The organism is Halobacillus sp. ACCC02827 (genome assembly GCF_030291935.1).
Taxonomy (GTDB): domain Bacteria; phylum Bacillota; class Bacilli; order Bacillales; family Halobacillaceae; genus Halobacillus.
Genome location: NZ_CP128168.1, coordinates 1,441,542 through 1,467,354 on the forward strand (window position 1 = coordinate 1,441,542; position 25,813 = coordinate 1,467,354).

At 48.0% G+C, this 25,813-nt stretch carries 28 protein-coding genes; 15 read left to right on the forward strand and 13 right to left on the reverse strand.

What is annotated here, in order from left to right:
* Positions 1–41: 41 nt before the first annotated feature.
* A complete protein-coding gene (locus tag QRD89_RS07720; RefSeq protein ID WP_286096681.1) occupies positions 42–473 on the reverse strand; it encodes an Lrp/AsnC family transcriptional regulator in 432 nt (143 codons plus the stop codon).
* Positions 474–590: 117 nt separating this feature from the next.
* Here QRD89_RS07720 and QRD89_RS07725 point away from each other — a divergent pair, with 117 nt between their 5' ends.
* Both QRD89_RS07725 and thrS read left to right on the forward strand, forming a co-directional pair.
* On the forward strand, positions 591–1,019 hold the full coding sequence (locus QRD89_RS07725) for a carboxymuconolactone decarboxylase family protein (RefSeq protein WP_062513234.1): 429 nt from the start codon (positions 591–593) through the stop codon (positions 1,017–1,019).
* A 549-nt stretch (positions 1,020–1,568) separates the two neighbouring features.
* On the forward strand, positions 1,569–3,491 hold the full coding sequence (gene thrS / locus QRD89_RS07730; RefSeq protein WP_286096682.1) for a threonine--tRNA ligase: 1,923 nt from the start codon (positions 1,569–1,571) through the stop codon (positions 3,489–3,491).
* A 124-nt stretch (positions 3,492–3,615) separates the two neighbouring features.
* Here the strand turns inward: thrS and QRD89_RS07735 are convergent, their stop codons facing one another.
* The 3 genes from QRD89_RS07735 to QRD89_RS07745 are packed head-to-tail and all read right to left on the reverse strand — an operon-like array spanning position 3,616 to position 5,749.
* A complete protein-coding gene (locus QRD89_RS07735; RefSeq protein WP_286096683.1) occupies positions 3,616–4,341 on the reverse strand; it encodes an NAD-dependent protein deacylase in 726 nt (241 codons plus the stop codon).
* Positions 4,338–5,078 (reverse strand): oxygen-insensitive NADPH nitroreductase, encoded by a 741-nt coding sequence (nfsA, locus tag QRD89_RS07740; protein WP_008638419.1) that lies wholly within the window; start codon positions 5,076–5,078, stop codon positions 4,338–4,340. The genes QRD89_RS07735 and nfsA overlap by 4 nt, the downstream gene beginning before the upstream one ends.
* A gap of 14 nt (positions 5,079–5,092) precedes the next feature.
* The gene (locus tag QRD89_RS07745; RefSeq protein ID WP_286096684.1) at positions 5,093–5,749 is read right to left on the reverse strand and encodes a hypothetical protein; all 657 of its coding nucleotides are present in this window, start codon (positions 5,747–5,749) and stop codon (positions 5,093–5,095) included.
* A 147-nt stretch (positions 5,750–5,896) separates the two neighbouring features.
* On the opposite strand from QRD89_RS07745, the gene QRD89_RS07750 reads away from it, so the two are divergent.
* Positions 5,897–6,244, forward strand: coding sequence for a hypothetical protein (locus QRD89_RS07750; protein WP_008638414.1), 348 nt, complete (start codon positions 5,897–5,899; stop codon positions 6,242–6,244).
* Between the two features lie 8 nt (positions 6,245–6,252).
* Here the strand turns inward: QRD89_RS07750 and QRD89_RS07755 are convergent, their stop codons facing one another.
* Entirely contained in the window at positions 6,253–6,504 is a 252-nt protein-coding gene (locus QRD89_RS07755) for a hypothetical protein (RefSeq protein WP_008638412.1), read from the reverse strand.
* Positions 6,505–6,761: 257 nt separating this feature from the next.
* On the opposite strand from QRD89_RS07755, the gene QRD89_RS07760 reads away from it, so the two are divergent.
* The 8 genes from QRD89_RS07760 (at position 6,762) to QRD89_RS07795 (ending at position 14,398) form a co-directional block, all read left to right on the forward strand.
* Complete coding sequence (locus QRD89_RS07760) at positions 6,762–7,730, forward strand: ATP-binding cassette domain-containing protein (protein ID WP_008638411.1); 969 nt, start codon at positions 6,762–6,764, stop codon at positions 7,728–7,730.
* Complete coding sequence (locus QRD89_RS07765) at positions 7,723–8,502, forward strand: ABC transporter permease (RefSeq protein ID WP_008638410.1); 780 nt, start codon at positions 7,723–7,725, stop codon at positions 8,500–8,502. Before QRD89_RS07760 ends, QRD89_RS07765 begins: the two co-directional genes overlap by 8 nt.
* Positions 8,503–8,671: 169 nt before the next feature.
* The gene (gene rsgA, locus QRD89_RS07770; RefSeq protein WP_286096685.1) at positions 8,672–9,691 is read left to right on the forward strand and encodes a ribosome small subunit-dependent GTPase A; all 1,020 of its coding nucleotides are present in this window, start codon (positions 8,672–8,674) and stop codon (positions 9,689–9,691) included.
* Between the two features lie 246 nt (positions 9,692–9,937).
* Positions 9,938–10,855 carry a DoxX-like family protein gene (locus QRD89_RS07775; protein WP_286096686.1) on the forward strand — a complete coding sequence of 306 codons (918 nt, stop codon included), beginning with the start codon at positions 9,938–9,940 and terminating at the stop codon, positions 10,853–10,855.
* Positions 10,852–12,438: a YndJ family protein gene (locus QRD89_RS07780; RefSeq protein ID WP_286096687.1), complete on the forward strand. Its 1,587-nt coding sequence runs from the start codon at positions 10,852–10,854 to the stop codon at positions 12,436–12,438. The genes QRD89_RS07775 and QRD89_RS07780 overlap by 4 nt, the downstream gene beginning before the upstream one ends.
* A 100-nt stretch (positions 12,439–12,538) precedes the next feature.
* Complete coding sequence (locus QRD89_RS07785; protein WP_286096688.1) at positions 12,539–13,285, forward strand: class I SAM-dependent methyltransferase; 747 nt, start codon at positions 12,539–12,541, stop codon at positions 13,283–13,285.
* Positions 13,286–13,624: 339 nt separating this feature from the next.
* Positions 13,625–13,861 carry a hypothetical protein gene (locus QRD89_RS07790; RefSeq protein WP_008638404.1) on the forward strand — a complete coding sequence of 79 codons (237 nt, stop codon included), beginning with the start codon at positions 13,625–13,627 and terminating at the stop codon, positions 13,859–13,861.
* Positions 13,862–13,882: 21 nt separating this feature from the next.
* Positions 13,883–14,398: a GNAT family N-acetyltransferase gene (locus tag QRD89_RS07795; protein ID WP_286096689.1), complete on the forward strand. Its 516-nt coding sequence runs from the start codon at positions 13,883–13,885 to the stop codon at positions 14,396–14,398.
* Between the two features lie 87 nt (positions 14,399–14,485).
* On the opposite strand, the gene glnA is transcribed toward QRD89_RS07795, so the two are convergent.
* Positions 14,486–15,796, reverse strand: a complete 1,311-nt coding sequence (glnA, locus tag QRD89_RS07800) for a type I glutamate--ammonia ligase (protein ID WP_008638400.1) — start codon at positions 15,794–15,796, stop codon at positions 14,486–14,488.
* A 216-nt stretch (positions 15,797–16,012) separates the two neighbouring features.
* Between glnA and QRD89_RS07805 the strand changes: the two genes are divergently transcribed.
* Complete coding sequence (locus QRD89_RS07805; protein ID WP_286096690.1) at positions 16,013–16,408, forward strand: hypothetical protein; 396 nt, start codon at positions 16,013–16,015, stop codon at positions 16,406–16,408.
* Between the two features lie 100 nt (positions 16,409–16,508).
* Positions 16,509–17,435, forward strand: a complete 927-nt coding sequence (locus QRD89_RS07810) for a manganese-dependent inorganic pyrophosphatase (protein WP_008638397.1) — start codon at positions 16,509–16,511, stop codon at positions 17,433–17,435.
* Positions 17,436–17,551: 116 nt separating this feature from the next.
* Here QRD89_RS07810 and QRD89_RS07815 read toward each other — a convergent pair whose 3' ends face one another.
* From QRD89_RS07815 to QRD89_RS07830, 4 genes are all read right to left on the reverse strand, one after another.
* Positions 17,552–17,989 carry a tripartite tricarboxylate transporter TctB family protein gene (locus tag QRD89_RS07815; RefSeq protein WP_062513259.1) on the reverse strand — a complete coding sequence of 146 codons (438 nt, stop codon included), beginning with the start codon at positions 17,987–17,989 and terminating at the stop codon, positions 17,552–17,554.
* A 2-nt stretch (positions 17,990–17,991) separates the two neighbouring features.
* Positions 17,992–19,473, reverse strand: a complete 1,482-nt coding sequence (locus tag QRD89_RS07820) for a tripartite tricarboxylate transporter permease (RefSeq protein WP_062513261.1) — start codon at positions 19,471–19,473, stop codon at positions 17,992–17,994.
* 17 nt (positions 19,474–19,490) lie between these two features.
* Positions 19,491–20,600 carry a type 2 periplasmic-binding domain-containing protein gene (locus QRD89_RS07825; RefSeq protein ID WP_286096869.1) on the reverse strand — a complete coding sequence of 370 codons (1,110 nt, stop codon included), beginning with the start codon at positions 20,598–20,600 and terminating at the stop codon, positions 19,491–19,493.
* A gap of 103 nt (positions 20,601–20,703) precedes the next feature.
* Positions 20,704–21,573: a LysR family transcriptional regulator gene (locus tag QRD89_RS07830; RefSeq protein WP_008638388.1), complete on the reverse strand. Its 870-nt coding sequence runs from the start codon at positions 21,571–21,573 to the stop codon at positions 20,704–20,706.
* Positions 21,574–21,701: 128 nt separating this feature from the next.
* On the opposite strand from QRD89_RS07830, the gene QRD89_RS07835 reads away from it, so the two are divergent.
* The gene (locus tag QRD89_RS07835) at positions 21,702–22,862 is read left to right on the forward strand and encodes a 2-methylaconitate cis-trans isomerase PrpF family protein (protein ID WP_286096691.1); all 1,161 of its coding nucleotides are present in this window, start codon (positions 21,702–21,704) and stop codon (positions 22,860–22,862) included.
* 109 nt (positions 22,863–22,971) lie between these two features.
* Here the strand turns inward: QRD89_RS07835 and QRD89_RS07840 are convergent, their stop codons facing one another.
* Complete coding sequence (locus QRD89_RS07840; RefSeq protein ID WP_235601459.1) at positions 22,972–23,589, reverse strand: GNAT family N-acetyltransferase; 618 nt, start codon at positions 23,587–23,589, stop codon at positions 22,972–22,974.
* Positions 23,590–23,675: 86 nt separating this feature from the next.
* On the opposite strand from QRD89_RS07840, the gene corA reads away from it, so the two are divergent.
* Positions 23,676–24,626 carry a magnesium/cobalt transporter CorA gene (gene corA / locus QRD89_RS07845; protein ID WP_286096692.1) on the forward strand — a complete coding sequence of 317 codons (951 nt, stop codon included), beginning with the start codon at positions 23,676–23,678 and terminating at the stop codon, positions 24,624–24,626.
* 44 nt (positions 24,627–24,670) lie between these two features.
* On the opposite strand, the gene QRD89_RS07850 is transcribed toward corA, so the two are convergent.
* Positions 24,671–25,054, reverse strand: a complete 384-nt coding sequence (locus tag QRD89_RS07850; protein WP_008638380.1) for an SET domain-containing protein — start codon at positions 25,052–25,054, stop codon at positions 24,671–24,673.
* Between the two features lie 101 nt (positions 25,055–25,155).
* Entirely contained in the window at positions 25,156–25,716 is a 561-nt protein-coding gene (locus QRD89_RS07855; protein WP_008638379.1) for an FAD-dependent oxidoreductase, read from the reverse strand.
* Between the last annotated feature and the right edge of the window lie 97 nt (positions 25,717–25,813).

The window sequence follows — 25,813 nt, forward strand, 5'->3', positions numbered from 1 at the left end:
GTAGAGAGCAGCCGATGACGGCTGCTCTTTTTTTCTATCGATCAGAGGCTTATAGATGTTTCCACTTGGGAGAATACGATGTTCGTCACGGTATGAGCGATATCGGCGAACTCGTTGATGAACGCTTCTATTTCTATCAGCTCGCTGACATGGAGCTTCAACATATAGCAGGCCCGGCCGGCGATTCGTTCACAGGAGGAGACGTCTTTCCGCTTCATGATTCTGTTTTGGAAGCGTTCGTACTGTCCGTCACGGACCGTCACTTCGATGATGCAGCAGATCGGCAGACCGGCGTTTGCGTAATCGATCCGTACCCCGTACCCCTTGATGATGCCGAACGATTCCATCTGCTTGATCCGCTCACTGACAGCCGGCGCGGACATGCCGATACGCCCGCCGAGCTTTCTCATGGAAAGGCGGCTGTCATTCTGCAATTCATTTAAAATCTGCTTATCTATGTCATCGATTTTCATTTGGATAGCATCCTCTCGAATTCATTTGTGAATGTAAGGTATTCCTCAGTATTGCTTCTATTATGTAATGGTTAGATCCGTGTATTTCTCTTATGATTATGACAAGGGGGAGAGGAAATGCCAAGAATTAATTTTGCATCAGAAGGAACGACACCATTTGAACGATTATTAGGACATCAGCCCGCTGCGATGAAAGCGTGGAGCAGCTTAGGTACCTGTCTTATGGAGGAGGGAAAACTGTCCGCAGCATTGAAGGAGCAGGTACGGCGGGTGCTCGCACAGAAGAACGGCTGTGAATATTGTAAGGCGAAAGGAAAGCCGGATCCTTCCGAGTATGACGAACGGACTGCTGTCGCTGCGGGGTTCGCAGAAGTGTTCACCGTCTATCGCGGCATGGTTCCGGATTCGCTCTTCCAAGTCTTACGGGATGTATTCAATGATGCAGAAATCAGTGAACTGTGTGCGTACATCTGCTTCACGACCGCCTCCCAGTACATGGGGGCCGTCCTCGGACTCGAAGCGGAAAAATCTGCAAAAAGTGGTTGACTGGATTTTCCTTTTGGTATAAAGTGTATATCAATTCGATAGGCAACAGCCGTGATGAGGACAAACGGTGGGGTACAGCGGTCCACAGAGAAGGAAGCACAAGCTGAGAGCTTCCTGGAATGCGCCGTCTCCATTTACCACCTCGAAGCTGCATGGAGGATAATGCCATGCCGGATCTGCACCGTTAATGCAGCCGAAGCCGTTACTTATGTGACGGGAATTTGGGTGGAACCACGAGTCGAACACTCGTCCCTTACTGTGAGGGATGCGTGTTTTTTTATTTACGGAAAAAGCGAAGAAGAGGACAAAAGGGAACCGTTGACGATCGACAGAGAGGGAAGGGTATGCTGAGAACTTCCTCGATGCCGGGCTGTTCCTTACCACCTCCGAGCCGCGCGGAGGCCAATGCCGTGCCGTATTGCTGCGTTACAAGCTGTCAGAGAGCCGTCTTCAACGAAGACGGGAAACTGGGTGGAACCACGAGCGCACACTCGTCCCTTTATCGGGATGAGGTGCGTTTTTTTTATACAAAAAAAGGAGAGATTTGTTATGAAGCACTCAAACGTGGAAATCGTTTTTCCAGACGGAAAAAAGAAGGAATTCGAAAGTGGCATCACGCTTGAAGGAATTGCGGATTCAATCAGCCCGAGTCTTAAAAAGCGGTCTGTCGGTGGAACGGTCAACGGGGAGTTGTATGACTACCGACGTCCGATTGTTGAAGATGCGGCCATCGAACTGCTGGACTCAAAGTCAGAGGCATTCGTGAAAATGATGCGTCACACGGCCGCCCATGTGCTTGCCCAAGCGATCAGGCGGCTCTACGGGGACGTCCACCTCGGCATTGGACCGGTCACAGAGAATGGGTTCTTTTACGATATCGACATGGATCACATGCTGACGAAAGAAGATCTTCCTGTAATTGAAAAAGAAATGAAAAAAATCATAGAGGAAAATTACCCGGTAACAAGGGAATCGATGACGAGAGAGGAGGCGGATGCCTTGTTTGCAGGGGATCCATACAAAGAACAGCTGATCGACCGGGTGCCGGATGACGAGGGGATTTCTATTTATCGACAAGGGGAATTCGTCGATTTGTGCCGAGGACCCCATGTTCCGTCCACAAAATGGGTCGGTGCCTTTGTGCTTACGAATGTTGCGGGAGCTTATTGGCAGGGGGATAAGGAGAAGCCGATGATGCAGCGGGTGTACGGTAAAGCTTTCCCGACAAAGGCAGAGCTTGATGAACACTCAGCCCTTCTGGAAGAGGCAGAGCGTCGCAGTCACAGGAAGCTCGGGAAGGAACTCAATCTTTTCTTCTTCTCGGAAGAAGCTCCCGGCATGCCTTTTTACACGAAGAACGGTCAAATAATCAGGAACGAACTGGAAGGATTTCTGCGCGGTCTTCAAGAGGCACACGACTATGAGGAAGTCCGGACGCCTCTTATGATGAATCAGCGCCTTTGGAAGCAGTCTGGGCACTGGCATCATTATAAGGAGAACATGTACTTCTCGGAAGTGGATGATCAGACGTTCGCTATGAAACCGATGAACTGCCCGGGCCATATGTTGATTTTCAAAAATCAGCTTCATTCGTACCGTGACCTGCCGATCCGCATGTCTGAGTTCGGGCAGGTGCACCGTCATGAATACAGCGGCGCGTTGAATGGGCTTCTCCGGGTGCGGTCCTTTTGTCAGGATGATGCGCATATATTTGTCCGACCGGATCAGGTCGAAGATGAAATTGCTTCTGCTCTCCGGTTGATCGACGAGGTGTACCGCACGTTCGGGTTTGAATATACTGTTGAGTTATCCACTCGTCCGGAGAAGTCGATGGGGGAGGATGCGATGTGGAACCAAGCGGAGGAAGCATTGAAATCCGTATTGGACCGCCTGCCGAATGATTACGTGATTAATGAAGGCGACGGTGCGTTTTATGGACCGAAGATCGATATTCATATTAAAGATGCGCTGCAGAGAAGCCATCAGTGTGCAACCGTCCAGCTTGATTTTCAAATGCCCGAGAAATTTGATCTCACTTATGTAGATGAAACGGGAGCGAAAGTCCGTCCAGTCGTTCTGCACCGCGCCGTATTCGGCTCCATTGACCGCTTCCTTGGCATTTTAATTGAACATTTCGCCGGAGCATTTCCCGTCTGGCTGGCCCCAGAACAGGTGAAAGTGCTGCCCGTATCGCCTATTGCCCATGAGGCATATGCCGGCCGTGTCATCGAACACTTGAAAAGATCAGGAATAAGAGCAGGGGTGGACGCAAGAGAAGAGAAACTCGGCTATCGAATGCGGAATGCTCAAATGAGTAAAACACCGTATATCATCGTCGTAGGAGATGAGGAGAGAGACAATCACTCCTTGAACGTACGGATCTACGGACAAAAAGAGTCCGAAACGGTGTCGCTGGAAGCCTTTCTGCAAAAAGTGACAAAGCTTATAGGAAATCGTGTTCTTTCCTATTAATATAGCTGTGGAAACCCTTACATTTGTGTAGTATAATCGAAATAGAACGAAACGACCTGAAGGATGCTTGTCCGGGAAAGCAAAAAGGCTCAGAGTATGGATCTACTCTGAGCCTCTCTTTCTATCATCCCTTATTCTTTAAAGCCCGCAGCACTTCCGTTAAGTCCCCGTGGATGACATAATCGAAAAGGTGATCATGGCCGGTTGCTTCCCGGTTGATGATGACCGTCGTGATGCGGGGATTCCCCGCTGCCGTATACGGAAGCAGACTAAAAGGGGTGACCGTAAGGGACGTTCCCATGACAAGCAGCACGTCTGCCTGTTCAATCCGTGCTTCCGCTTCTTCATGAAGCGTGATCGGGTCACCGAACAGCATAACGTCGGGTCGAAGCACACTTCCGCAGGAGATGCAGGAGGGAAGGACAGCTTCCCGGATCGATTCAACCGGGTAAGCGTTCCCGCATTGTGTGCAGCTGGAGCTTCCAAGCGTCCCGTGGTATTCCAGCACGTCCGTGCTGCCTGCACGTTCATGCAGCCCGTCTACATTTTGCGTAATGATGGAAACACGACGGCCCGCTTCCAGTTGTTTCAGGAAGTGATGCACATCATTAGGCTCGTAGTCCTGGAGCAGTTTAAGCCGGAAGATCTCTTTATATTTGTTCCAGAAGTCCTGCGGGTTCTGGTGGAAATAATCAGCGGACATGTAGTACTCTCGGGAATGGTCTTCTGTCCACAGCCCTTGAGAAGAACGAAAATCCGGTATGCCGCTTGCCGTCGAGACGCCGGCACCTGTTAAGACGACAACTCGTTCTGCCTCATCCAGAACCTTTCTTACTTCCTCTATTTTCATTGTTTGTTAAAGCCCTTCTTCTTCACGATGCCGGTAACGTCCATCCGGATCGGCTTCGTGAAACGGCGCAGCATTTGGTCTGTCCACGAATCGCTGCGGTTGTTCGTCTGTCTGCCTGCGTAATAAGCGGCAATCGTTTCATCGAACTCGGCAAGTTTCTCCTTGTGATCCTTCTGATAGGTATTTTCGAAATAAACGGCTTCTTTCGGCAGTCGGGGTTTCTTATCCGGTTCAGCATCCGGCGTGCCGAATACCATGCCGAACAATGGAAGAACGTGTTTAGGAAGATCAAGTATTTCATCTACTTTATTCAATTGGTTTCGGATACTGCCGATATAACAAATACCAAGTCCCATCGATTCTGCTGCAATGGCAGCATTCTGAGCGGCCAGTGCTGCATCGATCGCTGCCACAAGGAAGTGTTCACTGTTCTCCAGGTTTTCCACCATTTCTTCATATTGGTCTTCTGTCGCATGAAGAGTGTGGCGGTGCAGATCGGCACAGAAAATCATCAGGTGTCCGTTATCCTTCACGTACGATTGTCCGGTGATCTCCGCCAGCTGTGCTTTCTTCGTTTCATCCGTGACGCCAATGATGGAATACGCCATCATATAGCTGGAAGTCGAAGCCTGCTGAGCAGATGCGATAATGGTGTTCAACTGCTCGCCGGTCAGCGGAATATCTTTGAATTTGCGGATGGATTTATGATTCAAAATCGTTTCTAAAGTTTCGTTCATTTTTGTGTTCCTCCTTATTCCTTTCCATACTTCCATAGCGAAGTTACGCTTTCGCGTCCGGGTTCTTCCGGAATGGATTCGCTTTTCATTTGAATGAGCGTTTCTTCCATAAAAGTAACAGAATCAATCGCATATTGGTACTGATCCGGTCTGGGAAGTAAGTATTCATCGGCGGTTTCCAGCTCCATAGGATTGAGGGAAGCCATATCCACAACGGTCATCTGGTGTTTCTTTTCTCCATTGACGTCACGGGAGAAAAGGAAGGCCGCATACCCTCCCTCCGGAGATAATTCTATGCTTTCCCGTTCGCTTAAATCGCTCAGAAGGTAAGATACTTCGTCTTCAAAGCTGATCAATAAATGGGAGCAGACGTCTTCCCGGCATGCAAAATCTATAAGATAACGGTCTTCCGTTACCTCCTGATAATGCAGCCCTTCTATTGCAGCCTCCGTGTTTCCTGAAGAGTGGATGAACTGCCAAAGAATAGGGAAATTATCCTGCTCTATTATGTAAGTTGTGCCGTCCACATCAAGTTTGATTGATTCTTCCTGTTCTTCCTTCGAGTCACCGCCTGCAGCGGAGTCCGAACCTTTTTCCCCGGCACTGCCTGTCCAGCTGCAGCCTGCAATGATCAGGAGGAGAAGGAAAAGAATCGACAACCATTTCCTCATACTTGGATCTCCTCTCCCTTTCGTGGGATCTTGATTTAAGAATACCATAAAAGCATGCAGGGGTAGGAATATATTGCAGTCATGCAGGAGATTGTCCTTTTTGAAAGAATTATTGTACTATACTATTGTATGGGGAGGTCGGATAGGATGGCGGAAGTGTACAATTTCAAAGATTATCAAAAGAAGAAAAAAGGACGGTCTTTTCAGGATGAACGGACGACTGTCGCAATTTATAAAAGTGTGGTTCATTATGTACATATGTATATCGAACCTCAGTATGAGGAACCGTTCGAGCACTTGACTACAAACATCTGCGTCCCTGAGTTATATAAGTATAATAAAGGGAAATTTTTAGAAACATTCGCAAGCCTGCTTGCTTATTGGAATATCGAGCCTCATCCGGAGAGTGACATTCCAAGAGGCGAAGAATTCAACTATTTTCCTACAATCGGGCATCTATGCTTCTATATTGAAAAAAGGGTGAAAGGTCTATAAGAACATGATTACTCATGTCTCATAGCTTTCACCCTTTTTATATTCACCAAACCAGCGTAAAACTGGATGAGGCCGATACCGAAGAGGATCGGTCCGACGGTCGTCGCGAAGTTAAGGCTGATAAAAGTCTGCACCATTCCCAGTGCTGTAAAGATCATATATTTCCTGGACTTCAAACTGAAGTAGGACGCGAACAGGGTCGCGATACTCACCAGTAGGAGTACAGGTGCGATCCATGGATATAATTCCAATAATCCCATGACTGTCACCTCCTGTAAATTAATGTTGTCAGAAAATTAAGTGTTTTTATATCTTATCATGGGTGGGAGGTATGGGACAAGAGCGAAAACCGTCTAGTTTTGCGGTTTCCAACTTGTGTTGTGAAGTTGTTTATACCCGCTCTATAAAAACATCAAACCTTTACTTCGAAATAAATGCCCCCAGGCTCATATGTATGCGGAACGGGGTATAAGGATAAAGATGAAGGAATAGGCAAAGAAGGATGGAGGGGTTTGTTATGAATGGAAGAATAGAAGTAGAGCATTTGTCGAAAACATTCAAGAAGGGAAATGTCACCGCGGTGAAAGACGTTTCCTTCCAAGTGGAAGAAGGAGAATTTTTTGCATTTCTCGGACCGAACGGTGCGGGTAAATCCACAACGGTACAAATATTGACAACGCTCATCAATGCATCCTCCGGTAACATTACGGTTGCAGGTCACGATGTCATACGTGCACCGGAAGAGGTGAGACGCTACATCGGCGTTGCTCTCCAGGAAACGGGAGTAGATCCTGATTTGACCGGAAGAGAGCTTTTAGAACTACAGTCTTATATTTTCGGTTTTGGCAAACAGGACGGGAAGAAGCGCGCGAGGGAACTCTTGGAGATTGTGCAGTTGGAAGACGCAGCCGAGCGTCGTGTAGGCAACTACTCCGGCGGGATGCGCAGGCGCCTTGACTTGGCGCTGACACTTGTCAATGAACCAAAAATTCTTTTTCTGGATGAACCGACGACCGGGCTTGATCCATCAAATCGGATCGCCATTTGGGAAGAACTCCGCCGCTTAAATGAAGAGAACGGGACGACAATCTTCCTTACAACACAATATTTGGAGGAAGCGGATAATCTCGCTGACCGGCTCAGCATCATTAACAAGGGGGAAATCGTCGCTACCGGGACACCGAAGGAATTGAAGCAGCAGATCGGGGATGATTTGATTACTCTTCGGTTGAAGGACTCCAATCAGGAGGAAGCCGCCCAAGCTATTCTTCATGACCGGTTGGAACAGAACGATGTCATCAGGAAGGACGGAAATTTACTGATATACGTAGAAGAAGGGACGAAACAGCTGCTGGAAGTCGTCCGTATCTTCGATCAGGAGGGGATCGCAGTGGATGACATCCAACTTTCTTCTCCGACGTTGGATGATATCTTCCTGAAGATCACGAAAGAGCAGAAGGAAGAAGGGGAGAGAGCACATGGGTAATAATGTATGGAAAGATACATGGCTGCTCACTGTACGCAGTATTAAGACGACGATCCGTAATCCGTTCTCTTTCATTCCGAACTTAATCATTTCTGTCTTTTTCCTGCTCGTCTATGACGGAGGGTTAAGCGGGATCTCCCAGCTTCCTACCTTCGAAGGAGCCAATTATTTAGCATTCATTCTTCCTGTATCCATCGTTTCAGCGGCAATCGGAGGCGCAGGCGGGGCAGGGCAGGGAATCGTCAAAGATATTGAGAACGGCTTCTTTTCCAGGCTTCTGCTGACGCCGGCTTCAAGACTTGCAATCGTGCTCGGACCCATCATTGCAGGAATGCTCCAGCTTCTTGTTCAGACAGTATTGATCTTCGGAATCGCCTTCTTGATGGGGCTTGAGGTGAAGACAGGTTTTCTCGGCATGCTGTTTGTCTTGTTGATTGCTATCGGGTGGGGGCTTGCTTTTGCCGGCTATTCGGCGGGGGTCGCGTTAAGAACGAAGAATGCACAGGCGTCTCAGGCGGGAACCTTCATCTTCTTTCCGCTCATCTTCCTGAGCACGACATTCGTACCGTACGACCTTATCGAAGCGCAGTGGCTGAAGGTAGCCGCTGCCATCAACCCGACGACGTATGTCTTTGAAAGCATGCGGACGGTGATGATTGACGGCTGGGTGTTCGGGGATCTGATGAAAGGAGTTATCGCCATCCTTATCGCCTGTGCAATCACGATCACGTTTGCGGCTGTTTCTGCGAAAAAAGCGGTGGCTCGTGGATGATATCAGAAAATTGCCTCCATTCCAACGTTTTCTGATATAATAAAGGAACCAAATAAGTCAGGAGTGATGTTTTATGAAAACGACAAAGCCATTTAACGTAACTTACACCCACCCATATACAAAAGGAGGACATCACTTCTGACGTCCTCCTTACCTTAGGAGGAATCGAATGGAACGGACAGATTTTAATAAATTTTTTCAAGAGCAAGTGAAGGAAGAAGAGCATGCAGGGAGAGTCGTACGCCATACACGCGGTCTGTACACACTGGCGTCTGGAAACGGGGATGTCAGAGCAGAAGTGGCAGGACGTTTTCATCATACCGCTCTTCATGACAGCGATTACCCTGCGGTCGGTGACTGGGTCATTTTTGAGGCGTATGAGAACGGAAGCAGGGGAATCATCCAGAGGGTCCTGGAGAGGAAGACGGTTCTTTCGCGAAAGAAAGCGGGAACAGGACACGACGAACAGGTGATAGCGGCGAACGTGGACACGGTATTCATCGTCACCGCCATGACGCTTGAATTTAACGTGAGACGGATCGAGCGCTACGTCCAGCAGGTATATGAAAGCGGGGCAAGTCCTGTCGTCGTCTGTACGAAAAAAGATTTATGCAGCGATCCGGACGGAAAGACGAGAGAAGTGGAGCAGGTTGCTCCCGGTGTCCCCGTCTATGCCGTAGACAGCCTCAGCGGTGCCGGTATAGAGCAAATCCGGCAGTCATTCCGTCCCGGCGAGACCGTCTCTCTGATTGGGTCTTCCGGTGTCGGCAAGTCTACGTTAACGAACGCCCTTATGGGGGAAGCCGTTCAGCACACCCAGTCCGTGCGTTCAGAGGATGGGCGAGGCCGTCATACGACGACACACCGGGAACTCTTTGAAATCCCCGGTGGAGTGTACCTGATCGATACACCGGGCATGCGTGAACTGCAGCTGTGGGGCGAAGATGCAGACCTCGACCAAACGTTCAGCGATGTAGACGCTCTTGGGAACAGCTGCAAGTTCCGCAACTGCAGACATGAAAGCGAACCCGGATGCGCGGTGCGGGCGGCGATAGATTCCGGCGAGCTGTCGGAAGGTCGTCTGAAGAGCTATAATAAGCTCAAGCGCGAATTGAAGCGGCTGGAGTTGAAAGATAAATACGGCACGCATCGGACGAACCGCATGCTGCACGGATCGAATAAACGGTGAAGAATTAATGTCGGGTGGAGAGGGCATGCTCCCGTCCGTTCGCTGAAATTTTCCGTTCCTAATTAGATATATAGTTACAGCGATATTATATTTGTGAAGGAAACGGTTCTTTAAACCTCTTATGTTTCTCACCAATCTGAAAAGATACCTTTAACGAGGTATCTTTTCTTCTTTCCATATTGTCATCGCTTTCAAAGTTTGGAATAATGAGTATGTGCTATATTTCACAATCTTGAGGTGATGAAGATGAAGAAGAAATCAATCTATGTAGAAATACCAATCCGTACCTCTATGGATGACCTGTGGAAAGCAAGCCAGGAACCTTCTGTTCATGAACGTTGGGATCTGCGCTTTTCTTCTATTACTTATCTTCCGAAAGCGCAAGGGTCTCCTCAGAGATTTACATACAAGACGAGAATAGGCTTCGGCCTCGATATTGCAGGATGGGGGAAGAGTGTGGCAGCGAGGGAGGGGAAAGATGGTGCACGGACATCTTCGCTCCACTTCGGTACAGAACAGAAACGTTCGATCATTCGGGAGGGGCGGGGTTTTTGGAAGTATGTGCCGAGGCAAGACGGAGGGGTGACGTTCCTCACCCGCTATGATTATACGACCAATTTCGGGGCAGCAGGCCGGCTGTTCGACAGGTTGTGCTTCCGCCCTTTAATCGGCTGGGCGACGGCACTCAGCTTCGATGTCCTGAAGAGGTGGCTGGAAAAAGGGACAGTGCCGGAAGTGCAGTATCGAAATTTTTTCGTTACATGGCTTTCCGCCATCCTATTCAGCTTTATTTGGATCTATCACGGGCTTGTACCAAAACTGATTTTCCAGCATCCTCAGGAACTGGCGATGCTGACATCTGTTCTACCCATTGGAGAAGCCGTGGCTCACCGGGTCATGTCTGCGATCGGAATTGGCGAAGTCGTCATCGGTCTTCTTTGGTTGCTATGCCGAAGGAAGCGCTGGTTGTTCGCCGCTCAGACAGCTGCTTTTCCACTATTGACAATTGGAGCCGTCACGGCTGCCCCGGAATCGCTGACACAGCCATTTAACCCGTTAACTTTCAATCTGGCTCTTTTCGCGCTTTCTTTCCTGGGGTTTTCGTTCAGTAAAGACGTGCCGACTGCGAAATACTGCAGGAGAAGGCAGGTGACGGGGGAATGAAGCCTTGGTTGGTTGTCTCAACGCTGCTGTTTCTTTTAGCCGCCTTCTTTTCCGCAGATCCGTGGTACTATTCGATTCTTACCGCCGCACAAATGATTTATGTCCCTCTCCTCCTTTCAAACAGGCGGCCGGAAGAGGGGAAATCCCCGCTTCTCTTGTACGGAGCGGGTACCGCGGTGGTCATGGTCGCCATTCTTCGGTTGACGGGGGACATGCCGTGGGATGCAGCTCTTGGTCTTTTGTATTTTATTTTTACCATTCTCGTCGCTTTTCATGGCGTTCGCCGAATGGTGCGGCGAGGGTTTACCCATGTCGAAGAGTTTTTCCTTGATGTGGGGTATGTGTATCTCGGTATCGGAGGGTTTTGGTTCTTTGCTTTTGTGGCGGAAATAGATACCGGCTTTTACCCTCTGCTTACATGGCTGACGAGTATTCACTTCCATTATGCGGGATTCATGCTGCTCACCTTTCTCGGGCTTCTCGGCAGAAGGAGGAAATCGCGTTCCTATTATACCGCGGGATGGTCCGTCGTGGCGGCCCCTATCTTGCTTGCGCTCGGCATTTCCTTTTCTCCTATCCTTGAGGTAGCCTCTGTCCTTCTTTATATCGTTGGTATTTATACACTTATCGCTACAGCGTGGAGGACGTCGTTCAAAAATCGGATGCAGGAACTGTTGTGTCGGATTTCTTTTACTTCGCTGGGTGTGACGATTCTCTTTTCCCTTGCTTATGCTCTCAGTCAAGTCATGGATGAGTTTGTCGTGACCATCGAATTTATGATTATGTTTCACGGCGTTATCAATATGGTCGCTTTCGGCTTGTCGGGAGTGTGGGGGTGGAGTCTCGCCTTTCCGGATTCCATGTACCAAGTCCCTCGCTTTCCTGTCAGTAACATAACTGGAGGGTGGCGGATTGGAGAGCATGTTTTGAAAGGGAAGGAAGGTGGAAGGTCCTGCAGCGGCCTTGTCGACGATTTTTCGATCTACGTATCCGAACGGGAAGAAGGGGAGGTCCATCCGGAGATCGTATCCTTTTACGAGCAGACCGATAAATACCGGTTATATTCCCGTGTCTGCTGGCATTGGTGGTTCTATCCCTTCGCTGTTCTCTACCGGGCCGTCAGTATCGTGACAAAGCAGATCAACCTTCCGCTGTCGAGGCAGACGTATGAAATGACGGGGGCTATCCGTTCTGTCTCGGATAATTTAGATGGAAGAGAAAATACTCGTGCCTGGATAAGGAAGATCAATGAATCCGAGGTGTTTATCGCCTTGTATGCTTCCCATACATCCAGAGGGCAGACGTACATGAACATCTCTCTGCCGCTGCCATTTTCTGCAATGGCAGGCATCTTGGAGGTGAGAAGGGAAAGGGAAGAGCTCGTTCTCACTAGTGAAAAGGGGAACCCGGAATCGGATGCCGGCACGTACCTTATTGTTCGCGGCCGCCCCATCGTTCTGCCGCTGACGGAGCATTTTCGCGTGAGCCATGAAGAGAACGGCGTCCTCTGTGCTGTTCATACGATGAGAATGTTCGGTTTTCCGTTTCTCACCATCCATTATCGAATTAATAGAAAGGGATGAATCTATGTACAGCCGAATACCAGATACATAACAATACCAGCGGGCACGCGCACCTCCTGGAGGATAGAATCGTCCACAAAATAATAGAGGAGGCGCAAAGATGAATTTTAATGATTATTTAAAAGAGGTAGACCGGCCTTTCCATGGATGGGATTTCTCTTACATTACCGGGGCAGGAAGAATGCAGAGCGGACTGCTGCCATGGTCGTATGGATCGATGGCCAGGAACTTCCTGCATGGCGCACGTGCTGTACTCGATATGGGGACCGGGGGAGGCGAGTTTTTGGAAAAGCTCCTTCCGTTTCCGCTGTATATGGCTGCGACAGAGGGGCATGCACCTAATTACCCGCTGGCAAAAGAACGACTGGAGCCACACGGAGTGACGGTGGTTCCTGTCGAGAATGACACGCTTCCCTTCGAAAACGCAAGCTTCGATCTTGTACTGAATCAACACGACTCTTACGACCTGGGAGAGGTGAAGCGTGTATTGAAGCCTGGAGGGATATTTCTTACGCAGCAAGTAGGAGGGGTGGATTGTTCCGGCATAAACGATCGATTGGAGGTTCCTGTTAATGAGGAGTACGCTGGGTGGTCCCTGCAAACGGCTGAAAAACCCTTTCAATCTCCTGAATGGGAACTGATTGCGTCAGGGGAAGCTCATCCGACTCAGAGGTTTTATGATATCGGAGCGCTGATCTACTATTTGAAAGCCATACCCTGGCAGGTGCCTGATTTCACAGTGGAAAAATATAGAGAAGAGCTGCTCTCTATTCACAAGGAAATGAGTAATAACAAGTGTTTAGACGTCAGACAACATCGGTTTTTCATCGCTTCCAGGCTGCTTTAAAAAGTTTGTTAATTATTTTTTTAACTTTTTTTCTGATGTTTTTTTCCGGAATTGAAGGAGTGTTTTTCCTCCGATTTTTTTCGTGCATACCATTGCATGCTGTAATCCTTCACCCTTGATTTCACAAGGGTTTGAACGCTGTAAAGTGATAAAAAATACCCCTTATCCTCTGAAGGATAAGGGGTTTTTTTACTGATTTGAAGCGTTTGCACAGGGTGTTATATTTCGTGGAACGAAGTTGTTTTTTGTCAAATCGCTATTGTTTTATTGTCTTAATTTTGCAATAATTACTTCTAAAGAAATTGGACATTTGGTAGTAAATGAAGGAGTAGGAACGCAATGAAAAATATGAAAACGATGTGGATGGATGAACAGAAGGAAGTCGGAGTTGTGGAATTGCAGGATGAAGTTTTCGGAACCTCTTATCATCCGGTAATCTTCGTCGATGTAGAGGAAAGAGAGTTTAAGGTCATCAACAATCTTTGGTACACGACTTATCATGGGGCGAGGCAGTTCTTTCGCTCGAAGACGAATACATATGTCGTGACAGGCCGAATGAAAAAAGTACGCAGTTGAAGAAGGGGCGGTTCGGTAGATATGGTGGAGGTACGGAAAGCGGATGGTTCCAATGTAGCGGACATTATTCGTGTCTGTGAAGCTGGCTATCGGGAAACATACAAATCGTTGCTGGAGAAAGAAGATATTGAGCAGGTGATTGAAGAATTTTATAACGCAGACCGGATTGCGCGGGAAGTTCGTAATATTTCCGATGAATGGAACGGGTGGTTTGTGGCTGTCGATGAGGAAGGGACTGTCGTCGGTGCCGGCGGGGGAGGAATGACCGGATCTGAAACAGCTGAACTTTTTGTTCTCTATCTTGATCCTGAGAGAAAGCGGGAAGGCATCGGAGGCAGACTGCTTGAAGCTATCACAGAGGATCATATTGCTCGTGGTGCATCGGAGCAATGGGTCTCTGTAACGAAAGGGAACGAGATGGGCATTCCCTTTTATGAGAAGTCCGGCTTTGTTTACAAAGGGGAGCGGCCGTCTCATAAGCTTCCTTCAGAAAAGTCCTATATTTCGTTGCGGTATCGAAGAGAAATAGGAAAATAAAGCAGGTGGAACAGCCCCGCATCGGCGGCGGCTTTTTGTTTACACTTAAAAAGAAGCAGCCTTACAAAAGGCTGCTTCTTTTTGGTGTTATCTATTCATATACATGTCTACTTCCCACTGGCTGACCTGCAGGGAGTATTCTGTCCATTCTTTTTCCTTCTCTTCGATATAAGCTTGGGATGTGTGATCGCCAAGTGCGTTCAGAAGGATTTCATCTTTCTTCAAAGCAGAGATAGCTTCTTTCAAATTCGTAGGAAGAGTAGGCACGCTGTCATCCGTCACTTCGTAAAGGTTACGAGTTTCTGCGTCGCCTGCGTCCATTTCCTTACGGATACCTTCAAGACCTGCCTGGATCAATACAGCAAGCGTCAAGTAAGGGTTAGCCGTCGGATCCGGGTTGCGGACTTCGAAACGCGTTCCTTTACCACGTGTTGTTGGTACGCGGACCATACAACTACGGTTGGAGTGGGACCAAGCTACACTTACAGGAGCTTCATAACCAGGAACGAGACGCTTGTAGGAGTTCACGTTCGGGTTCGTAATTGCTGCAATTCCGCTTGCGTGATGCAGAATTCCTGCGATGAACTGTTTCATCGTCTTAGACACGCCGTCTTTCGCATCTTCATCGTAGAACGCGCTGTCTCCATCACGGAACAAGGACAGGTGGCAGTGCATTCCGGAGCCGTTCTCGCCTGCGATCGGTTTCGGCATGAATGTCGCGTGGTAGTTATGGTTTGTTGCAATATCCTTTACAACGTTCTTAAAGGTTTGGATGTTGTCTGCTGCTTTCAGCATGTTATCGAAACGGAAGTTGATTTCGTGCTGTCCCATCGCTACTTCGTGGTGGGAAGCTTCCATCTCGAAACCGTACTTCTTAAGGGTGCGTACGATATCACGGCGTACCTTGTCTCCTTTATCTTTAGGAGAAGCATCGAAGTATCCGGCGCGGTCGTTCATCTTACGAATCGGATAACCTTCATCGTTCAGTTTGAACAGGAAGAATTCCGGTTCAGGACCGACGTTAACGGTATAGCCTAAATCCGCTGCTTCTTTCATAGCACGTTTCAGGATGTAGCGAGGGTCTCCTTCGAATGGAGTGCCGTCCGGCTTGTAGATGTCACAAATGAAGCGCGCGCTGCGATCTTCATCGACCATAGATGGAAGTAGTAGGAACGTATCCAAATCTGGTACAAGATACATGTCACTTTCTTGGATTGCAGAGAAACCGGAGATGGAAGAACTGTCGAACATCGCTTCGTTGTTCAGCACCATGTCCAATTCATCTATCGGCAGTTCTACGTTCTTAGTATCCCCTAGCATGTCTGTGAACTCTAGTAGGATGAATTCTACGTTATTCTCTTTGACTTCCTGCTTGATCTGTTCTTTTGTGTAAGTCATACAATACCCTCTCTTTATCTTTTTTTATGAGTCTTCCATCCCTGATCATGCATCGGATAAGAACCTCAAAATGTCTATGTAAGGAATTCTAACACATAATGTCGTGAAATCTCAAACATCTTTTTGACAATTCCCTTAATTTTTTGTCGTAAACGTCTTTTCAGCGATTTTTATTGGAACGGATTCATAGAGTGATAGAAAAGGAGGAGATGGATAATGGGAAGGTATCAGGCGATCATTTGGAAAGCAGCTGTTTTCTTCTTTTATTTATGGCTGGTTTCTTTTATACAATCGAAGCTTCAGACGCTGGCGGCAGAGTCGTTTATTGTTTACCCTTATATAATCTTCGGTCAAACGGCTTATATTCCTGCCGGTTTTCTGTTGAAATTTGAAAAAATAACACAATGGAGGAAGAAAGACGTCTTATGGAGGTGGAATAAGAAAGGGGTGGGGGTGATCACTCTTTGCCTCTATTTTCTATTCGTTCCTTTCGTGCTTCCTCTGCCTGCGCTGCTTCCCGGAGTCCTTGTTACCAATCCGTCTGCGAGTCCTGTCGTCCAAATGGTGGCCGGATATGCCGCTGCGGCATGTTTTCTGAAGGAGCGCCGGTAATCATTTTTCCTATAGGAGAAGTTGGACTCTTCCGGTATTCTATTTTATAATCGAAAAGACGTAATGCTTACATACTTCGATTATAGAAAGGAAGATTATTTTGGCTAAAACTCTAGTTTTCGGTCACAAGAACCCGGATACGGACACGATCTGTTCTGCACTTGTGTATGCGGATCTGAAAAAGACGATTGGGGAAGACGCGGAAGCCGTCCGCCTCGGTGAAGTAGGGGGAGAGACACAGTTTGCCCTTGAACAATTCAATGTGGAGGCGCCTCGTTTCGTAGAACGTGTATCCGACGAAGTGGAACAGGTTATTCTTGTCGATCACAACGAACGCCAGCAGAGTGCCGACGATATTGATGATGTCCAGGTGCTTGAAGTGATCGACCACCACAGAATCGCGAACTTCGAGACGAAAGGCCCTCTTTATTATCGTGCAGAGCCTGTCGGATGTACGGCAACGATCTTGAACAAGCTTTATAAAGAGCACGGAAAAGAAGTGCCGAAACAAATGGCCGGACTGATGCTTTCTGCGATCATTTCCGACTCTCTCTTGTTTAAATCCCCGACATGCACAGAGGAAGACCGTAAAGCGGCGGAAGAGCTTGCTGCCATCGCAGGTGTCGATGCGGAAGAATACGGCCTTCAAATGCTGAAAGCCGGAGCTGACATCAGCGACAAAACAGCAGAGCAGTTGATTTCCCTTGATGCGAAGGAATTCTCTATGGGTGATAAGAAAGTAGAGATTGCTCAGGTGAATACGGTTGACACGAACGATGTCCTTTCCCGTAAAGGTGAACTGGAGCAGGCGATTGAAAAAGTAACAGCGGATAAAGGGCTTGATCTCTTCGTCCTTGTTGTTACAGACATCCTTGAAAGTGACTCCACCGTCGTAGCAGTAGGCGAAGCGACAGACGCGGTAGCGAAAGCATTTGACGTAACGCTTGACGGTAATCAAGCCGTCCTTCCTGGTGTCGTCAGCCGTAAGAAGCAGATTGTTCCACCTTTGAATACGTATTTCGGATAAAAAAAAGCGCGGTCCTTCTATAAAAGGGCCGCGTTTTTTTATCGGATTACAGAGAGAGAAGGCTCCGGAAAGCAGAGTGCTTTCCTCCATGCGTCCCGGCGCAAAACAGCACTCCATTATAAACCAAGCAGGCTTTCCGGCCAGGCAATTTTCATGAAACTGCTGAGAACGATCAGGGCAACGATTGTAATTCCCGTTGAGTACGCCGCCTTGCCGATGGTGAATCGGGATTCCTTTACTAGAAAAGTCATCAGGAAGACCGCGGAAGCTGCCAGCACTCCGATGATGTAAATCAGTATTACATACCCTACAATCCAGGCGAGATAAATAAGCGGCTGGACAATAAGAACTTTCTGATGCTTCTTATCTTTCTGCTTTACATATTTGATGATTTCAGAGCAGAGGTACAGTCCGGTGACGATGCTTCCCGCTGTTGATACGTAAATGGGAAAAAACTGAGCAAGCCTTGAGAAAGAGAGTGCTGTGATGGCAGCCCAGGTAAATAATGCGAATAAGAAAATAGTAAAAGCGATATTCAACTTTTGTTTATCCATGCTTACACACCTTCTTTCTGAATGCGGCCGCTGATCCTTTTCATTACAGAACCGCCTGTAAGTAATACGACGATCAGGACCGCCAGTGCGATGACGATTGGGTTGCTGATCCATTCCCATCCATAACGTTCAATGGAAATCCAGTAGTACCTTTCTGCGGAAATGGCCAGGACGAAGCCGATCAAAAGCGGCGGCCGCGGCCAGTCGAGGATTGTCATGACATATCCGAGCAGTCCAATGACAAGGAAGGTCACGATATCTCCCCATGCGAAGTTGCTTTGATAGGCCCCGATTAATAATAGAATGACCAGGAAAGGAACCAGCTTTTCACCCGGAATAAGACTGATTTTTGCAATGGGACGGATGAGTACCATACACATCAGCGCACCGACAATATTTGCAATAACAAGTGTCCATACAATGGAAAGCGTGACGGGGAGGTCGTTTGTCAACATTCTCGGACCTGCCTCCAACCCCATTAGAATCAATCCTCCAAGTAAAATGGCTGTCGTTCCGCTTCCTGGGATGCCGAAGAGAAGGGTAGGGATGAGAGAGCCTCCTTCTTTGGCGTTGTTAGCACTCTCCGGAGCGATGACTCCCCTGATATCTCCTTCCCCAAAATTATTGTTCTTCACGGTTTTCTTCCCGGCTCCATAAGCGAGCCAATCGACGACGCTCCCGCCGAGTCCGGGAATGAAGCCGATGAGGCTCCCGAGGACGGCACTCCGAAAGATAAGGAACTTATTGCGGAGGCCATCCTTTACCCCTTCCAACACGCCGCCTTGTAATTTGCCGGTATCTGACACGCTGCCTTTATCCGTCAGCATAGTGATGAGGATGGGGAATGCAAAAATGGCAAGCGCAACAACTGGAAGAGAGAGTCCGTTTGATAAATATAGAAAATCGAAAGTATAGCGATATTCTGTGATGGCCGGGGCGCTGCCGACAGAGCCTATTAAAAGTCCGAGAAGACCGGACATCGCTCCCTTAGCTGGAGAATCGCCAGCCAGAAGGCCGGCCATGCTTAAACCAAGCATGGTCAGCATAAACAGTTCCGGGGAAGAAAAGCTCGTGATGAGAGGAGTAGCAAAAGGGATAGCGGCGTAAAGGGCAATTCCTCCGATGACGCCTCCGATCATCGAACAGAACAAAGCTGCCCCCATGGCACGTGCTGCCTGGCCTTTTTTCGCGAGGGGATATCCGTCCATGATGGTTGCCTGAGATCCCGATGAACCAGGTATACCGAGCAGGACCGAAGGGAAGGTGTCCCCGGTGTGGACAACAGCGACCATTCCGATTAGTAACGCCATGCCGATGTAAGGGTCCATTCCGAATATAAACGGAAGGAGAAGGGACATCCCGACGGTACCTCCGAGCCCCGGCAACAATCCTACAACAATACCGAGACCAATTCCGAGAACCATAAACAGCATACGGGAAGGGTCAAGGACAATATGCAAAGCTGACACTGCACTTTCCAACATATGGACACCTCATCTCTTCATAATTTTTTCACATCAACTCCGTGTTCGTGCAGTAGGAACTCATAGATCCAGTCGATCATTTCCGGAGTAGTGTTTTCTTCTAAACTGGTAATTCGTTGTTTCAATTCTTCATTTGTATATAGCTCGTAGTCTTCAAAAATTTCCGCTGACTCCTTCAGGAAATCTTCATCAGATTTCAAACGATCCGCCGCTTCTTCCAGTTCTTTTTTGGTAGGTTCGGGGGCATCCTCGTGGACCCAGATGACTTTCTGTAGCGTGTAAGTCGCATTCAGGAAGTGTTTGTAGGCGTTCCAGTCTTCCCCGGACGGTTCCCTTCCATATAGATCTTCATAGACTTCCTTCACAGTAGGGAGATCAGGAAACTGCGGGTCGCGTACGACGTTGCCTTTTTCATCAATCTGTCCAAGGCTGTAGAGTGGTACAGCACTTCCTTCTTCCACTCTTGGTTCTATATTCCTCTTATAAGCGGTGGTCGTCTGAAAATCGATATTGCTTTCCCCTTGCTCGAATGCCACTCTGGCAGGTCCTCTTCCTTCATACCCGAGGACAGCCTTCGCATCCATTCCCAATACCTCAAAGGAAATCAAGGTAGTGAGGTCGAGCCCCGTCGGTGACATGCCTGCAAAGTAAAGCTTCTCATCCAGTTCATTCAGATCTGATGCGCTCTCTATTCCAAGGGAGTCGGATACATAGACGACAGCCCCGGTAGGAGCGCCGATGATGGGGTTTAAATCTTCGAAGTTGTATTTTACAGATGATTGACCCAGAAGAAGCGGGATGTGTGTGGAGGCACTTGTCGTGATGAGGTTGCTCCCGTCTCTGTCATAGGAAGTGATGTATTCGTTGGCGCCTGTGATGCTTCCTCCTCCGGGGATGTTCTCCACCTGGATACTCGGCTTCGATTCTATATGAGAAGCAAGTGGGTTCGACATATATCTTCCGAAGACATCTGTGCCGCCTCCGGAGTTATAGGGAACTACCATCGTCAAAAGATCTGTTCCGATGCCTTCCTTATCCGAAGTTGATAGCTGGGACTGACCGAGCGTGAGAGAAGAGCATCCGGTTAAGCATAAGGCGCATATGCATATAAAAGTAAGCGCATACATTTTATTCACTGTTCGTCCTCCTTTTTATGTGGTTGGCATAAGGTTATAAAAAAACAGGACATAAGTAAAATAGCGAAAAATTATGAGGTTAAATAAATTTTTTTTATAATTTAACTTTTTGCTGGCTCATGAGGAAGTCGATGAAGGCTTTGACAATGTGAAGCTTCAAGTAGTCCGGCCTGTACATTAACCAAGTATCCCGCATGACAGGTTCCCCGTTCTTATAATGAAGCCCTTCTGTGTACAGCTGATCGGATGGACGGAGACAGATTTCCGGTACTACCGCAAAGCCGAGGCCGTGCTTGACCATTTCTTTACTCGTTTCCTGACGATCCACTTCCATTGGAGAGTACGGGGACTGGGAAAAATGATTGTTCCACCACTTCGTAATGAGCGACTGCAGGGAATTATCTGTCTTGTAGTTAATAAACGGGAGGCTCGGTAAATCCTCCACAGCGACTGCGTCTTTGGAAATGATATGGAGCTGTTCCTTAATGAGCAGCTGTTTTTCGCCTTCCCAATCATAATCTCCTCTCAAAATGCCGAGGTGGATATGGGACCGGCTCAACAAATTCTTAATTTCAACACTCCATCCTGTTTGAACGTCGAATTGAATGTTCGGGTATTGCTCCGAAAATTTCTTTAAAAGAGCAGGGAGTTTATATTGGGCGAAGTTACTGGAAACACCGATTCTTAACGTGCCCCGCACCTCTTTACCAATGTTCATCAGTTCATCGGACAAGGTCTGCAGCTCTTGGAGCTGTCTTTTTGCATAGGCGACGAGGTGTTCTCCTTCCGAGGTGAATGCAATGCCTGTCTTCGTGCGGAAGAAGAGTTTTGCTTGAAAGGTATCCTCCAGCTGTTTTAAACGATAACTCAAGGCTGGTTGAGATATGAACAGGGCCTCGGCTGCTTTGGTCAAGCTTTTCCTTTCATCTACAGCACGCAGGATGTCCCAATCTTTTTGATCCATGTCGAGCCTCCTATTATAAAATATTTTTATCTGATAAGATCGAAATTCGTGATTTTTCTTATGGTGACTTCCATTGTACGCTAGAACCAACCTGATCACAATAGTATTCCTGGAGGAGAGGATAGCGTATGTATAAAGTTCCGGTGACTCTTATGCGAGGGGGAACGAGCAAAGGTGTATTTATTTTGAAGGATCACATGCCTGCCGATCGAGAAGAGTGGGAGCCGTTTCTTCTCGATATCATGGGGAGCCCCGATCCCAATCAAATCGATGGATTGGGAGGGGCAAATTCCCTTACAAGTAAAGTGGCGATCATCAGTAAAAGCACCCATCCGTTCCATCACGTAGACTACACGTTCGCGCAAGTCAGTCTTGACAAACAAGTCGTAGATTTTAATGGGAATTGTGGCAATATCTCATCCGCTGTCGGACCATATGCAATCAGTAAAGGGATGGTGGATGTCCTTGAGCCGGTTACGACGGTTCAAATATGGAACACAAATACGAAGAAGCTGATAAGTGCAGAGGTGGAAGTCGAAGGCGGTAAAGTCAAGACGGAGGGAAGCTACGAGATTCCGGGCGTCCCTGGAAGTGGATCGCCGATTTTTCTTTCCTTCGAGAAACCGGAAGGGGCCGTTACTGGGAGAATTTTTCCTTCCGGGAAGCCTAAAGAGTACGTTGCGTGCTCTTATGGTACCATTCCTATTTCCATTGTGGATGTGGCCAATCCGCTCGTGATGGTAAATGCTGCTCACGTCGGACTCGCAGGAGATGAACTACCGGATGATTTTTCCAGTGAAACATTAAAGAGGTTGGAGGAAGTCCGTTCGATAGCAGCTGAGCTTTGTGGGTTCTCAGCGAAGGAGGATGCTTCTGACCAATCACCTGCTGTACCGAAATTGACTATTGTAGCCGAGACTTCTAAGCACACGGATATCCAGGGAATTACTCATGAGAAAGAGGACGTTGACGTGCTTGTTAGAATGATGTCAATGCAGAAGCCGCACAAGGCCCTGGCTATTACAGGGGCCGTCTGCCTCTCTGTTGCAAGCAGGTTGACCGGTACCGTGCTCTCTGATCTGGCAATCCGGTCGCAGGATTCCCTTCGGATCGGACATCCTGGAGGCGTTCTGGAAGCATATATTACCGAAGATCCGGATGTCCGGGTGAAAATCGGAAGGACGGCGAGGCTCTTAATGGAGGGAATCGTTTATACCAAAAAAGATTATGAAATAAAGGCAAAAGCCGATTCCCGGCTGTTATCCACCTTCCTCCATGAGTCTATTTAAATAAGAATTCAGTAAAAAGAGGACCCCGCAATTCGTGGAGTCCTCTTTTTATTTAGAAGAAAATCGTTGTTTTCGATGATTGTAAAAGATAGATGATCCTGTCTTGATTCTATAGAACCATCCGTCTATTCCATTCTTCCCTCAGGATTCCCATCCGAATCGAATCGTAGTAGGCTCCTTCATAAATTCGGCACTTACGCATTCTGCCTTCGACTTTCATTCCCAATTTCTCGCCGACCCGCATCATCCGTTCGTTTCTTGACCATGTCGTGAGCCCGACCCGTGCGAGCGGGAGATGACGGAACAGGTGATCGATCCACAATTCCAAAGCCTCGGAACCGTAACCGCCGTTCCAGTAGTGCGGGTCATAGATGCCGATACCGACTTCGAGCCAGAGGGAAGGCTTGTGTTCCCAATAATAGGTGACGGTACCGATGATTCGGCCTTCGACTTCTATAATTAATCGAGAGTCCGGTTCTCCATTCTTCAGCCTTGCTTTTCTTGCGTGTTCGTGGCTGCGGTAGCTTTCCAACGTGTGCGGCTCCAACGGGTAGTAAGGAGCGTCCCACTTCTTCCACTCCGGCTCGAATCCTTGATAAATCAAGTCATAAAGGACGGGAATATCCGTATCCTCGATGCTTCTCAAACGTACGAGCCGTCCTTGTATATGCAGTGCTTTATCCGTATCTGCCATGCCCGCATCCTCCGTTCTTTCCTTTTTTTCCATCGTACCACATCCTGACGGCCCTGTTTGAAGGAATGTTGCAGAGGGTAAAGAAAAAAGGTATCGTACATAAATGGCAGGTGATAGCAATGATAAACATTATGGCTTACTCCAAAGAGAAGGGGATGCAGGAAGGAATACCGATGCAGGAGCTGCGGTCTGAGACTTGGGACTGGTACTGGGTGGATTTCGAAGAGCCGACGAAGGAAGAAATCGGGATGCTGGAAACGGAATTCCATTTCCATCCGCTCGCCATCGAAGACTGTCTGCAAGGGTTGCAGCGACCGAAGCTGGATTATTACGACGACCATACTTTTTTTGTCATCCACTCGGTCAGTCGAATGGAGCTTGAGAAGAAGGAGATCGATATCTTCCTTGGTGACTGCTCGATTGTAACCTTTCATAAAGAGAAAAACGATCCGCTTGAACAGGCGAAACGGATGGTCCGACGCGTAAAAGATTACCAAGAGATCGATGAATATTTCGTGTTCCACCAGATTCTCGATAAGGTCGTAGACAATTATTTCCCGATCATCTATAAGATTGAGGATCACATCAATGATATCGAGGACAATACGAAGAACCTTTCCATGGAGCGGTTGCTGGAGGAGCTGTTTGATCGCAGAGGGGAACTTTTGACGCTGCGTCAAACGGTCCATCCGATGCGCGACTTACTGTATCGTATTTTGAACTCCCACCATTTGGACGGGGTTTTTGACCGGAGGGAATACTTTGCTGATATCCACGATCATTTGGTCAAAGTGGCGGACATGATCGCTTCCAACAGGGAGATGACGCAGGATATCCGGGACAGTTATTTATCCTTAAACTCCCATGAAACGAACCGGACGATGCAGATCCTTACGGTTATTTCGGTCATCTTCATGCCGCTGACCTTTATCGTAGGCGTGTATGGGATGAACTTCTCAAACATGCCGGAATTAAGTACCACATACGGTTATCTGGTTGTTTGGATCATCATGATCAGCGTTGCGGTAGGGATGTACATCTGGTTCCGTAACAAAGGATGGTTTGATTAATGCTTTTAAAAAAAGGCCGGGGTCACGTGTCCCCGGCCTTTTTCTTATTCTTCTTCTTTGTCAAACCATAGAAGCTCCTGCTCATCTACGAAACCATTATAGTTGATGAACACTTCTTCTCCTTGTTTAATGTCCTTATAAGCATAGAAATCGAACGTATGCTGCTCGAAGTTAATTTTATAATTGGCATTCGGTTCGTAGGAGTGATTGAACATCATTCCATAACCGAGCAAAAAGGCGGTATGGTTCTCCCCGTATTCAAAGGCATAGTCGGCAAGACGCGTCTTTTCAATATGCACGTGTTCGCTGTTGGGGTAGGGGATGACGGGCGCTTCGTGGATCAGTTCGTCTTTGGCAATGTCGCGGGTTGCAAACATTCCTCTGTTCAACTCCTCATCCTCGAAACGGGATGTACGTACTTCAATCATTATTTTCACCTGCACTTTCCCATAAAACATTACGTTACAAGTGTGACAGGTCTAAGCAAATAAAGCAAATGGATGACGGTCTGCCCCCGTTATCCGCACTCTTATTCCAATACATCATGGTCGACGTAGCGCTTTCCATTCAGGGCGCTGATAACGTTAACCGCTACTTTTGCTCCATCTCCTGCAGTGATGATGGTATGGACACTTGCGCCTGCTGCGGTCCCTGCCGCCCAAACTTTAGGCATCGATGTGTGCCCGTTTTCGTCTGTTTGGATTATTTTTGCGACCCGGGGCTCGGTGCCTTTTATAATGTCTACGCCAAGATTTTCCGCTGCCTTGACGGACATGCCAGTTGCAAAGATGATGTGTTCGACTTCGTAGGAGCGGGTTTCGGTTTGAATCTCATGTGCTTCGCCTTTAGTGACAATTCCGTTTACGGTTTCCGATACAATCTCTGCTCCGAACTTCGCTGCCTGGGCCTGTCCCTGTTTCAAGAGGTCCGGCCCTTTGATTCCGTCCACTCCGTAATGATTTTCCACCCAGGCCATCTTCGTTATGCTTTTTCCGTGATCGAATACGACTGTCTTCTTGCCTGCTTTGGCGGTGAAAAGTCCGGCACTTGCGCCTGCCGGGCCACCGCCGATAATGGCGACATCGTACATGAAGCAACCCTCCTTATCCTATTACTCCTTTCATTATATCTAAATATTCCGACTTTTTTAAGTGGTTGTGTATACTCTTGTTGCTTTCTCTTGTGAA